The 11,932-nt window shown below is 38.4% G+C and carries 12 protein-coding genes; 9 read left to right on the top strand and 3 right to left on the bottom strand.

Annotated elements, in window-relative coordinates; genetic code table 11:
* Positions 1–127: 127 nt before the first annotated feature.
* Positions 128–940 carry a Cof-type HAD-IIB family hydrolase gene (locus ABDZ91_RS00775; RefSeq protein WP_343795435.1) on the bottom strand — a complete coding sequence of 271 codons (813 nt, stop codon included), beginning with the start codon at positions 938–940 and terminating at the stop codon, positions 128–130.
* A gap of 114 nt (positions 941–1,054) precedes the next feature.
* Between ABDZ91_RS00775 and ABDZ91_RS00780 the strand changes: the two genes are divergently transcribed.
* From ABDZ91_RS00780 to clpB, 4 genes are all read left to right on the top strand, one after another.
* Positions 1,055–1,843, top strand: coding sequence for a prolyl oligopeptidase family serine peptidase (locus tag ABDZ91_RS00780; RefSeq protein WP_343795437.1), 789 nt, complete (start codon positions 1,055–1,057; stop codon positions 1,841–1,843).
* A gap of 108 nt (positions 1,844–1,951) precedes the next feature.
* A complete protein-coding gene (locus ABDZ91_RS00785) occupies positions 1,952–2,260 on the top strand; it encodes a metal-sulfur cluster assembly factor (protein ID WP_343795438.1) in 309 nt (102 codons plus the stop codon).
* Positions 2,261–2,601: 341 nt separating this feature from the next.
* Positions 2,602–2,784, top strand: coding sequence for a YjzC family protein (locus ABDZ91_RS00790; protein ID WP_343795440.1), 183 nt, complete (start codon positions 2,602–2,604; stop codon positions 2,782–2,784).
* A 104-nt stretch (positions 2,785–2,888) separates the two neighbouring features.
* The gene (gene clpB, locus ABDZ91_RS00795) at positions 2,889–5,477 is read left to right on the top strand and encodes an ATP-dependent chaperone ClpB (RefSeq protein ID WP_425541768.1); all 2,589 of its coding nucleotides are present in this window, start codon (positions 2,889–2,891) and stop codon (positions 5,475–5,477) included.
* A gap of 45 nt (positions 5,478–5,522) precedes the next feature.
* Here the strand turns inward: clpB and ABDZ91_RS00800 are convergent, their stop codons facing one another.
* Complete coding sequence (locus ABDZ91_RS00800; RefSeq protein ID WP_343795442.1) at positions 5,523–5,711, bottom strand: YjzD family protein; 189 nt, start codon at positions 5,709–5,711, stop codon at positions 5,523–5,525.
* A gap of 313 nt (positions 5,712–6,024) precedes the next feature.
* Here ABDZ91_RS00800 and ABDZ91_RS00805 point away from each other — a divergent pair, with 313 nt between their 5' ends.
* The 3 genes from ABDZ91_RS00805 to ABDZ91_RS00815 all read left to right on the top strand — a co-directional run bounded on the left by ABDZ91_RS00805 (position 6,025) and on the right by ABDZ91_RS00815 (position 8,707).
* Complete coding sequence (locus ABDZ91_RS00805; protein WP_343795444.1) at positions 6,025–6,747, top strand: hydrolase; 723 nt, start codon at positions 6,025–6,027, stop codon at positions 6,745–6,747.
* An 85-nt stretch (positions 6,748–6,832) separates the two neighbouring features.
* Entirely contained in the window at positions 6,833–7,651 is an 819-nt protein-coding gene (locus ABDZ91_RS00810; RefSeq protein WP_343795446.1) for a hypothetical protein, read from the top strand.
* A 99-nt stretch (positions 7,652–7,750) separates the two neighbouring features.
* A complete protein-coding gene (locus tag ABDZ91_RS00815) occupies positions 7,751–8,707 on the top strand; it encodes a BMP family ABC transporter substrate-binding protein (protein WP_343795448.1) in 957 nt (318 codons plus the stop codon).
* Positions 8,708–8,784: 77 nt separating this feature from the next.
* On the opposite strand, the gene ABDZ91_RS00820 is transcribed toward ABDZ91_RS00815, so the two are convergent.
* Entirely contained in the window at positions 8,785–9,069 is a 285-nt protein-coding gene (locus tag ABDZ91_RS00820; RefSeq protein WP_343795449.1) for a hypothetical protein, read from the bottom strand.
* Between the two features lie 223 nt (positions 9,070–9,292).
* On the opposite strand from ABDZ91_RS00820, the gene ABDZ91_RS00825 reads away from it, so the two are divergent.
* Entirely contained in the window at positions 9,293–10,225 is a 933-nt protein-coding gene (locus ABDZ91_RS00825; protein WP_343795451.1) for a beta-ketoacyl-ACP synthase III, read from the top strand.
* 47 nt (positions 10,226–10,272) lie between these two features.
* Positions 10,273–11,511: a beta-ketoacyl-ACP synthase II gene (fabF, locus tag ABDZ91_RS00830; protein WP_343795453.1), complete on the top strand. Its 1,239-nt coding sequence runs from the start codon at positions 10,273–10,275 to the stop codon at positions 11,509–11,511.
* Positions 11,512–11,932: the final 421 nt, after the last annotated feature.

Raw genomic sequence — 11,932 nt, forward strand, 5'->3', positions numbered from 1 at the left:
TTTGAGTCTTTTATGACTCATATATAGTGTAGGTGAAAAGGGTGCTAAACAAACAGGGTAATATGTGGTGTGTCGGGTAAAATGTGAAGGGTATATTTGGTGTGTCGGGTAAAATGTGAAGGGTATATTACTCTTTCAGCAAATACTCTTCTAGGAAGACTGCAATCCCATCTTCTTCATTTGTAAGCGTGACTTTATTCGAAATATTTTTGACTTCGTCTGATCCATTCCCCATCGCAACTCCAACTCCAACATACTCTAACATTTCAAGGTCGTTATCTTCATCTCCGAATGCAATGATGTTTTTCTGAGGAATACCTAGATAATCAGCAACTTTCTTAACGCCAACCGCTTTATTTAATCCATATTTTACAATTTCCACGACATGAAAAGGTGCACCCCATCTTCTATGGTCAATTAGCTCCGCGTGTACATCAGAAAGATGTTTTCGGATACGAGGAACTTCCTCTTCTTTAGCGTGAATCAATAAGCTGGTTGGGGCTTCATTAAGAAACTCACGAAGATCACCAGTGGTGGTATTCGGGTTTCCGAGGGAAAATATATCTAATAATTTTTCATCATGATAATGAAAGTAAACGTCGTCTTTTACTTCTGCAATAATGTTATGGAAATGATATTTCTGACAAGCGTCCACAATTTCTTTGACGACTTCAAGGTCCATAGGACTATGATATTCACCAAAGGAATGGTCTGTTGGGTGATGGATGAAAGCACCGTTAAAATTCACAATAGGTGTATCCAGTTTTAGTTCATGGTAATACATTTCACTAGAACGATACGGTCTTCCAGTTGAAATCATCACCTCATGTCCGTGTTCTCTGACTTTATGTAGAATGTTTTTCGTATGTTCCGAAATCGTTTTATCATCTTTTAATAACGTGCCATCCAAATCCAGTGCAATTAAGTGTTTATCTACCATAATGTCTCCTTTTTTCTGTTATTATTGGGATAATCATTTTATTCAGCCTATAATGGTATTATGAAATAATTACATCAAAACTTCTACCCATGGTTAAAAGAAAGGCGGAAAATCATGTACTATATCGATCATTACAAGATAAAAGACATTCCTCTTTTAGAGGTAGGACCTCAAGAATCAAAATCCAAACCTCTTCCAGTGGTCATTTTTATTCATGGGTTTACAAGTGCAAAAGAACATAATTTGCATTATGCCTATTACTTAGCGGAAAAAGGATTTCGTGTTCTCTTACCAGAATGTGATCTACATGGTGAACGTTCGAAAGGGTCTTCCGCAATGGAGCTATCCTTACAATTTTGGAACATTGTGATTAAAACCATTCATGAATTGGAGGATTTGCATACATATTTAGTGGAAGAAAATAAGCTTAAAGGGGATTCCATCGGAGTAGCAGGGACTTCAATGGGTGGTATCATTACACTAGGTGCGTTGACTCAATTTGAATGGATTAAAGCAGCGGTCAGCCTAATGGGGAATCCTTCGTATATTGGTTTTGCGCAAATGCAAATCGATGGCATTCAAAAACAAGGGATTCCAATTCCATTTACAGATGAGCAACTTCAAGCACAATTAGATGCCTTAAAGGCCTATGATTTAAGTATACAACCGGATTTACTAAAGAAGCGCCCTCTCATGTTTTGGCATGGTGAAAAAGATGGAACTGTCCCGTTTGCACATGCACATGAATTTTATGAAAAGGTTAAGAATCTTTATAATGAAAGTCCAACCCTAATACAATTTCACAGAGACCCAAAAGCAGATCATAAAGTATCCCGGTATGGCGTACTAAAAACAGTGGAATGGTTTGAACAACACCTAAAAGTGAGCCAGCTCACATCTTAACATAGATTTTCGAATATAATAGGAAGAGAAAACAGCTTATTTTAAATCTGTACAAAGATTTGTTACTATAAAGGTAAGAAACCGGAGATGCAAAGGAGTGTTATTAAAATGGATCAGGATTTAAAAGATAGTATTTACGCAGCACTTGAGCAAGTTGAAGACCCAGAGCTTGGAATAGATATCGTAAACTTAGGACTTGTATACAATGTTGAGTTAGATGAGGAAGGAACATTAGAGGTTGAAATGACTTTAACTTCCATGGGATGTCCACTGGCTGGAACGATTGTAGAACAAGTCAATCAAGCTGTTTCAGATTTACCGGAAGTTAAAGATTCTCATGTAAACATTGTATGGAATCCACCATGGTCAAAAGACCGTATGTCTCGTTATGCCAAAATCGCATTAGGCATTCGATAAAACAAATGCAGGTGACTCTTGATGTTACCTGCTTTTTTAAATTTTGTAGTTCCCATACATCGGCCCTTCGTAGATTTACAGGTACGATTCCGGACGAATTGTGACCGAAGATTGTCTTTTTCTTGATTTAAGGGCACGATATCTGCCGTATTGTTACCGTAAACCGGCTCTTCGTCAATCTAGGGGCATGATTCCTGCCGTATCAACGGAAATAGGTGGCCGTTCACGAAACCTTACAGTTATACAAAGAAATTCATAATCAACTATTATAAAAATGTAATCATGTTTTTCCCCAGAACAGGTAAAACTATAGCTAGCCCTTGATTAAAGGAGGAGTTAGCATGGGTCAAAACCGTCAATTCAAACCTGGTCAAAAGGCGCCAAACAATGGAATCTATGTTGAAATTGGGGAAACAGGTAGTAACGTTATGCACCCAAAATCAATTAAGATGAGTGCAGGGGACAAGTTCCCTGAGTGTTCAAACCATAACCGAGTTTGGACGTATAGAAGTAAGTTTAAATAATTTTTTGTAAAAAGTGGAACATTTTACAGGTTAAATCGTATGTATTGTAACATCCTTGAGCCTTCCTTCATTGGAATGGCTCTTTTTTAAAGAGGTGATATGGAATGGCTTTTGAATCGATGACTTATAAGTTACAAGAAGCATTTCAAAAGGCAGGGGAACTGGTCAAAGAGAAACATCATCCTGCGATCGAACCCGAGCATTTATTTTTTACATTACTCGATGACCCTACAGGCCTCCTACCAGATATATTAGAACAGAAAAAGGTTTCTTCTTCATCAATAAAAGAAGGACTGGAAGGATTACTACATAAATTACCCGAAGTTTCAGGTGGGAATGGGGATACAGAAACAAATATATCGATTAGCTACCAAACGAATTCTATCATTCAATCAGGGCAAAACCTACAGAAAGAATGGGGAGATCACTATTTATCCATTGAGCATATATTCCTAAGTCTTTTCTCTATAAAAAGTGCAGCTACGGAAGTATTTTTGAAGGCAGGATTAACAAGAGAAACATTACTAGAAACCATTCAAGAAATAAGGGGGAATCACAAAGTGACAACGCAAAACCCAGAGAATCAGTATCAAGCCTTAAAAAAATACGGTAGAGACTTAGTGGAAGAAGTGAAAGAGGGACGAATAGACCCAGTAGTAGGACGAGATCAAGAAATACGAAATGTCGTCCGAATCTTATCTCGTAAAACCAAAAATAATCCTGTCTTAATAGGTGAACCAGGGGTTGGTAAAACAGCCATTGTGGAAGGATTAGCTTGGAGAATTGTAAAGAAGGATGTCCCAGAAGGATTAAAAGATAAAACCATTTTTTCTTTAGATATGAGTTCTCTTATTGCAGGAGCTAAATTTAGAGGAGAGTTTGAGGAAAGATTAAAAGCAGTACTTCATGAAATTAAAAAGAGTAATGGTCAAATTCTACTTTTTATAGATGAGATTCACACAATTGTTGGAGCCGGTAAGACCGAGGGTGCCATGGATGCAGGGAACATGTTGAAACCAATGTTGGCGAGAGGTGAATTACACTGTGTAGGTGCTACTACCTTGGATGAGTATCGAAAGTATATTGAAAAGGATCCAGCCCTGGAAAGAAGATTTCAACAGGTTCTAGTCCAAGAACCTGATGTAGAGGATACTATTTCGATTTTACGTGGACTGAAAGAAAGGTATGAGGTTCATCATGGAGTAAAAATTCATGATAGAGCACTTGTATCAGCTGCCAGTCTATCCAACCGCTACATCACAGACCGCTTTTTACCAGACAAAGCCATTGACCTAGTAGATGAGGCATGCGCAATGATTCGCACGGAAATTGACTCGATGCCATCGGAGCTAGATGAGGTAACAAGAAGAGTCATGCAGTTAGAAATAGAGGAGGCAGCTCTTCGAAAAGAGAAGGATGACATAAGTAAAAAAAGACTACAGGAATTAACGGAAGAACTTGAAGAATATAAATTAAAAGCTGCACAAATGAAACATAAATGGGAAGAAGAGAAGGGGCAATTACAACATATTCGCAATAAACGTAAACAATTAGAAAGCCTGCGACGCGAGCTAGAAGAAGCTGAAGACCGCTACGACTTAAATCGAGCAGCTGAATTAAGACATGGAAAAATACCTCAACTGGAAAAGGAACTTGCCCAGATGGAGAGCGAGCAAGCTGCAGGGAGCGGAGACAAGAAGCTATTGCGCGAGGAAGTGACGGAGGAAGAAATCGCTCAAATAATCTCAAGATGGACTGGAATCCCCATCACAAAGCTAGTAGAGGGGGAAAGAGAGAAACTCTTGAAGCTGGAAGATTCCATTAAGAAAAGGGTTGTTGGACAGGACCATGCCATTGAGTTAGTGGCCAATGCAATTTTACGATCAAGGTCCGGTTTAAAAGACCCGAAAAGACCGATTGGTTCATTCTTATTCCTTGGTCCAACAGGTGTCGGAAAGACAGAACTTGCGAAGGCTTTAGCTGAGAATTTATTTGATAGTGAAGAACATATGATTCGGTTAGATATGAGTGAATATATGGAAAAGCACGCTGTTTCCAGATTAGTTGGGGCACCGCCTGGATATGTAGGGTACGAAGAAGGGGGACAACTAACAGAATCCTTAAGAAGACAACCCTATTCTGTCATCTTACTAGATGAAGTGGAAAAAGCGCATCCAGAAGTATTTAATATTCTCTTACAGTTATTAGATGATGGGAGAATTACGGATTCACAAGGAAGAACAGCCGATGGAAGAAATGCCATTATCATCATGACATCCAATATTGGCTCTGAGTTGATGCAAGATCAAGAAGAAGGTGTTATTCCAGACCGTGATTTATTAACTGTTCTGCAATCTTTCTTTAGGCCAGAGTTCTTAAACCGGGTGGATGAAATTATTCAATTCCATTCACTAGATGAAGAAGTACTGAAACAAATCGTAGATAAATTTGTATTTGAACTGGAGTCTCGATTAACGGACCAAGAAATACAGCTTGAATTAACAGAGGATGCTAAAGCATTTATTGCGCGAAACGGATGGGATCCAAAGTTTGGTGCAAGACCATTGAAGCGGTTTATTCAAAGGGAACTCGAGAATAGACTGGCCAAAGAAATTATTGCGGGGAACTTGCATGATGGTGATCGGGCTGTTGTATCTGTAGATGGTGAGCAGTTGCTAGTTGAGAAGAGATAAAAACGAAAAAACCACCGACAAACAGTCGGTGGTTTTTAAATTATTTTAGTGTAATGGGTCTTCTTTTTCCCCTTCTGGCATAAGAGAAGAGATAAGAATAATAAACACTGAGAAAATGGCACCTAGAATTAGACCTAGTTCCAATTCAAAGTGTCCTCCAGTCATGGAAGGGATTACATAAGCGATCATAAGTCCGATAAGGAAAGACCAAATCACTGTCCAAATAATATGCATATTCTGTCACCTACTTTTCGTCCTATTCCTTCTAATATGTTACCACAACCAATCCTCAGTATAAAAGCAATTTATAAAAAATTCGTGAACGAAATTTCATTTTTAGAACTCCTGGATTATAGGCTTATTCCTCTTACCTTTTTACTGCTTACGCATAGTTATGGTAAGAGTAGAGCTTTTGTATTAGCATTGTTTGAATCATTAAACTTACAGTCTAGCTTCAGCGTCTGCTCCCTTGGTTTTTTTACTGAAAAACCATCCTTTGTTGGGGATCAAAAGGCGCTTACGCATTTCAAAAAAGGAGTCATCACCTATGAAACAGCGATTTTTTCAACTAGATACGGAATGGAATGTGATTCACTATCCAGAAAAACCGAATGGGTTCGGGGTTTTAGTAATAGGTGGAGCTGGACATTTTGTTGAAGAGAAGAATAGTTTTTGGCTTCAACATGTGGGGAGAAACATATGGCTTCAGGACTTGAAGGAAGCGGGATACACCGTTTTCTGCTCCAATCTTTACGGGAACCATTGGGGTAGTGAAGAAGCAATATCGCTAGTTGATAGTTTGTACCACTATGTTTTAAGGCATGAGATATTAAATCAAAAAATCCATATTTTTGCCGAAGGGATGGGTGCGTTAATCATACCTTCTTTAGTTCAAATTCTTCAAGGAAAGATTCGTTCCATTAATATAGTGGATCCTTATTTATCCATTCAAGAAAAAATGGATGAAGAAAAACATCATCTCTTTTTTTACAAGAAATTTATGAATGAGCTAGAAAATTCGAACCCAGATTACAAGAATCAGATCCATTTTAATTCATCGGCTGACCAGTGGCTATTTAAAGAGCCACTTTCGATATTTTATGTAATGGAAGGGAATCGTCTTTCCTTAAAAAATGAATCCATTGAGAAGATTGTAAAAAAGCGAAAGCAAATACTAGCCCCAACTCAAATTCGTTATATTTTACCTGAAAGACGGACCCATATATCTAAACTAGTCATTCGAAATTTGATGGAAAATGAAGAATTATAACCCTCTCCTAAAGGAAAACAGGTGCTTCCTTAACATATAACGATATGTAGGGTCATAGACTGTTACCATTAGGGAGGGGCTTTAAATGGACAAGATATATATATACGGTGTTTATGATTTTGTTAGTTTTGAGTTCTGTCAACAATTGTTACATGAAGGATATGAAGTAGCTGGAGTTCGTTATCCATTTGCTTTTCAAGACACGGAAAAGTCTTTATTAGTTGGTAGAAATGCTAATTTTACGGAATTACAAAGCGTCGATGGTTTATCTAATCAGGAACAACAAGGAAGCTCCATATTCATAATATCTCACTACGATCACCAATATATAAATGAAGCTGAATATATGAAAATAAAAAAACATTTAGAGGAAACGGTGAACAAATTAAAAATTGATCGGACTCTAGTGATGGTTCCGAGAGAATTGACTTCAACTGAAGTTAGGGAAGAACCATACATGAATTTGGTAAAAGAGTGTCAGAAGATTCTTCCGAAACCTCAATATGTAGGGCTTCCTCCTCTTTATGGATTAGGTCAGCCCGAGAATGATATTTTATATCGAGTTGCAAATCAAAGAAAAAATGAGGAGACTAAAATCCCAAATAGTAGTCTTGAAGATGCATTACCATTGTCTGAAACGGTAAGCTTTTTAATAAATCAGTTGGAAAATCATAATCAAGACATTGTGCTAAACAGTGATGTGGAGCTCCATTATAAAAAATGCATTGAATCATTAGTAGGGGAAAAGTGGGATTGGGCAGGATCTTTACCGAGCTTTAATGGGTTTGATTTTTCAACTTATCAAAATTTAGAGGTAGTTTGTGGTGAGAGTACTGACGAATTATTAAAGGTTTGGTCAGGGTCTATCAAAGGTCCCCAATCAAAAAATACTTTTCAATTTTAAAGGACAAAGGTAGAATTAACTATTATTATAATTGATAATTAATATATTTGTCCGATAATAGAATTAGGACTCAAGTAGCAGGGTAAAGGAGTGCAAGACATGATGAGGCCAATGGGAGTCATTTTCCTCTGTCTACTTTTATTAACAAGCTGTCACTCCTCTAGTCATACTGATCAGCTTAAAAAAGCAGGACTATTAGTACCTGAAACGGTGAACGATCAGGTATGGGGAACAAAAGGCTATAAAGGAATGCTTCAAATTCAATCACAGTTAAAAGTAGATGTCTTTTATAAAGAAAGTATGGATTCACTTGCTGCAGTTGAGCGAGCCGTTCATGAATTCAAACAAAAAGGAACCAACCTTGTTTTTGGACATGGAAATGAGTATGCCCATTATTTTAATGAGCTTTCTGCCGACTATCCAGACATCCATTTTGTATCATTTAATGGTAGTGCCGTTAATGAAAATACAACTACTTTAAACTTCCAAAGCTTTGCGATGGGATTCTTTGGTGGAATGGTTGCTGGTTTTATGACCAAAACCAATGAAATTGGAATTATTGCTGCTTATGACTGGCAACCAGAAATTGAAGGTTTTATAGAAGGGGTTGCCTATGAGAATCCAGATGCAACCGTTACAGTTGAGTATACCCACCATTGGGATGACCCACAAAAAGCTTTACATTTATTGGATGAATTACTGGTGAAAAATGTGGATATTGTATATCCTGCTGGGGATGGCTTTAATGTACCAGTTATTGAAAAACTAAAGGAAAATGGACTATTTGCTATCGGGTTTGTATCTGACCAATCTGATTTAGGGGAATTTACAGTTCTAACGAGTACCGTCCAACATGTTGATAAACTTTATGAGTTGGTTGCGAAAAAGTTTAATGAGGGTACGTTACAATCGGGAGACCTATATTTTGATTTCCAAGACGGAGTCATCTCGATGGGTGCCTTTAGTCCATTAGTGGACCAGACCTATATTGACCAATTAAATGAACATATTAAGCATTATAAAGAAACAGGAGAGCTACCTTCGAGGGAAGAGTAGCTCTCTTTTCTTATTATGAAAAAGCCCCCCCTGCCGGCTCGTCTTGGGCTGGTCAAGGAGCTACGCTCTTCCTATTTTCACTCAATCTTAGATAATAATTTCTCAATAAATGGTGTCGCCCTTTTTAGTAGTGGTTTGAAAGTAGAAAGAGATGTCATTAACCGATCAATTTGCTCCATTAGTTCAAGGTATGGAATCTCTGAAGTTGACCCATAATCAGATGTATCAGTGCCTATTTCAAACTCTTCTACATCTACTTCTTCTTCATCTGATTTCGTCTCTGCGCTTCCTCTTCTTGTCCGATCCCCAAACATAAAGCGGCTAAATCTATCATCCATCTGCTGGAAGCTGTTATCACTCATTAAATCACCCCCTTAGGATGTTCTTTCCATTTAATGTATGTAAACAGGCTGCAAGACGTTTGGACAGTTAGACTACAATAGGAAAGATGATACCTTTTCCTGAAAAAATAAATGAGTTGCCAAACCTTTCTTTTTTTTATAAAATTAGTACCAAGTCATAATATTAACCTATAAATTTTGATGGTTCAGAGATATATTATTTATGAAGATAGGGGATGATTCCTTGAAAGCAGGCGTAATTGGAGTAGGCCATTATGTACCAGAACAAGTGGTCACAAATTTTGATCTAGAAAAAAGAATGGATACATCAGATGAATGGATCCGTACTCGAACAGGAATTGAAGAAAGAAGAATTGCACCAGACCATATTGATACTTCTGATATGGGGTTAGAAGCAGCCAAAAAAGCAATGTCCGATGCAGGTATTTCGGGTGAAGACCTTGACTTGATACTAGTTGCAACTGTAACTCCTGATCAACCATTTCCGTCTGTAGCATGTATGCTCCAAGAAAAATTAGGAGCTAAAAAAGCAGCAGCAATGGACTTAAGTGCTGCTTGTGCAGGGTTTATGTATGGAGTGATTACCGCTTCCCAATTTATTGAAACAGGTGCTTATCAAAATATATTAGTTGTTGGTGTTGAAAAGTTGTCTAAAATTGTAGACTGGGAAGACCGAAACACCGCAGTCTTGTTTGGAGACGGAGCGGGTGCTGTTGTAATGGGTCCTGTATCGGAAGGCAAAGGTGTTTTGTCGTTTGAGTTAGGGGCTGATGGAACCGGTGGTCAGTATCTATACCAAGATAAATTTGTTGTCATGAACGGAAGAGAAGTGTTTAAGTTCGCTGTTCGTCAAATGGGCGAATCTAGTGTAAATGTCATTGAAAAAGCAGGTCTTAATAAAGATGATGTAGACTTCTTAATTCCTCATCAAGCGAATATGAGAATTATGGAATCAGCTAGGGAAAGACTAGGATTACCAATAGAAAAAATGTCAACAACGGTTAAGTCATATGGAAACACGTCTTCAGCGTCCATCCCTATTTCAATTTCTGAGGCAGTTGAAAAAGGACAAATTAAAGATGGAGATGTCGTAGTAATGGTAGGATTTGGTGGTGGCCTTACTTGGGGCGCAATCGCCGTCCGATGGGGAAAATAATTGAATTTATGGGAACAAGCAAAAAAATGAACAAAGGAGTAGCTAATATGACAAAGAAGAGAGTTGTTATCACAGGAGTCGGTGCAGTCACTCCATTGGGTAATGATGTTCCGACTACATGGAATGCTATTGTAGAGGGGAAATCGGGCATCGGACCTTTAACAAGAGTGAATGCAGAAGACTTTCCAGCGAAAGTAGCCGCAGAAATAAAGGATTTTGATCCAGAAAAGTATATGCATCGTAAGGAAGTACGCAAAATGGATAAGTTTGCACAATATGCATTAGCTGCATCCTTAATGGCCGTTGAGGATTCTGGATTGAAGATTACAGATGAAAATGCAACGCGTGTAGGTGTATGGATAGGCTCTGGAATTGGTGGAATGGAAACATTTGAAAACCAATTTGAAACATTACTGAACCGTGGGCCACGCCGAGTAAGTCCATTTATGATACCGATGATGATCCCAGATATGGCTTCTGGGCAGGTTTCTATTTTCTTAGGAGCGAAAGGCATTAACTCTTGTACGGTTACCGCATGTGCTTCAGGTACTAACTCTATCGGCGATGCATTTAAAGCGATTCAACGTGGAGATGCTGACGCGATGGTTACAGGAGGAGCAGAAGCGCCAATTACTCGAATGGCCGTTGCTGGATTCTGTGCGAATACAGCACTTTCAACGAACCCAGACCCGAACTCAGCAAGCCGTCCATTTGATCAAAATCGTGATGGATTTGTTATTGGTGAAGGTGCAGGGATTGTAGTGTTAGAAGAGCTAGAGCACGCATTAAGACGTGGAGCAACGATTTATGCTGAGGTAGTTGGATATGGAGCAACAGGAGATGCTCACCATATTACGGCTCCAGCACCTGAGGGTGAAGGAGGAGCTCGCGCCATGAAGATTGCTCTTGAAGATGGCGGACTATCACCAGAAGATGTTGGATACGTCAACGCTCATGGTACTAGTACAGACTATAATGATAAATTTGAAACAATGGCGATTAAAGAAGTATTTGGTGAACACGCCTATAAATTGGCAGTTAGTTCGACGAAATCTATGACTGGCCATCTATTAGGCGCAGCTGGTGGTATTGAAGCCATCTTTACAGCATTAGCAATCAAAAATGGAGTATTGCCACCAACAATTAACTATGAAACACCAGATCCTGAATGTGACTTAGATTACGTGCCTAATGAGGCAAGACATACTGAATTAAAGGCTGCCATCAGTAATTCATTAGGTTTTGGTGGTCATAATGCAACACTTGCATTTAGAAAATATGAATAAATGAGAAGAACAGGCCTAGCAAGGTCTGTTTTTTTTTAGGAATTTTAGTTATTTTTGTTGGATTTTTTAAATTACGAAAAACTTTTTAGTCGAATTAGGGGAATGCTGGTGTGGAAAGTGTATTTTTACAGCATTATTGAGCGGTACCGTTGAAGGTGAGTCAAAAAGAAGCTATGGTGAGTGCGAAAAAAATGATTTGAGTGCGCAATAAAGGACTTGAGTGCGAAAAATGATTTTTGAGTGCGAAAAATGCCCTTTTGAGTGCAAATACGATTTTATGTGCGAAAACGGATGGATTGAGTGCGACCTTAGACGATGTTCGTGACCCTGTCAAGTGGACACACCAAAATCCGCACACTTATTTAATATTAAGCTGCTTTTTGTTCACGATATTCTACAGGACTCATTTCTAATTTGTTTT

The sequence above is a fragment of the Bacillus carboniphilus genome, from assembly GCF_039522365.1.
GTDB lineage: Bacteria > Bacillota > Bacilli > Bacillales > JC228 > Bacillus_BF > Bacillus_BF carboniphilus.

Excerpts from the sequence above, each read along its gene's own strand:
- ABDZ91_RS00820 (WP_343795449.1), bottom strand. The coding sequence starts at position 9,069 with ATGAGTGATAACAGCTTCCAGCAGATGGATGATAGATTTAGCCGCTTT.
- ABDZ91_RS00805 (WP_343795444.1), top strand. The coding sequence starts at position 6,025 with ATGAAACAGCGATTTTTTCAACTAGATACGGAATGGAATGTGATTCAC.
- ABDZ91_RS00810 (WP_343795446.1), top strand. The coding sequence starts at position 6,833 with ATGGACAAGATATATATATACGGTGTTTATGATTTTGTTAGTTTTGAG.
- ABDZ91_RS00790 (WP_343795440.1), top strand. The coding sequence starts at position 2,602 with ATGGGTCAAAACCGTCAATTCAAACCTGGTCAAAAGGCGCCAAACAAT.
- ABDZ91_RS00780 (WP_343795437.1), top strand. The coding sequence starts at position 1,055 with ATGTACTATATCGATCATTACAAGATAAAAGACATTCCTCTTTTAGAG.
- ABDZ91_RS00785 (WP_343795438.1), top strand. The coding sequence starts at position 1,952 with ATGGATCAGGATTTAAAAGATAGTATTTACGCAGCACTTGAGCAAGTT.
- ABDZ91_RS00775 (WP_343795435.1), bottom strand. The coding sequence starts at position 940 with ATGGTAGATAAACACTTAATTGCACTGGATTTGGATGGCACGTTATTA.
- ABDZ91_RS00800 (WP_343795442.1), bottom strand. The coding sequence starts at position 5,711 with ATGCATATTATTTGGACAGTGATTTGGTCTTTCCTTATCGGACTTATG.
- ABDZ91_RS00815 (WP_343795448.1), top strand. The coding sequence starts at position 7,751 with ATGATGAGGCCAATGGGAGTCATTTTCCTCTGTCTACTTTTATTAACA.
- clpB (WP_425541768.1), top strand. The coding sequence starts at position 2,889 with ATGGCTTTTGAATCGATGACTTATAAGTTACAAGAAGCATTTCAAAAG.
- fabF (WP_343795453.1), top strand. The coding sequence starts at position 10,273 with ATGACAAAGAAGAGAGTTGTTATCACAGGAGTCGGTGCAGTCACTCCA.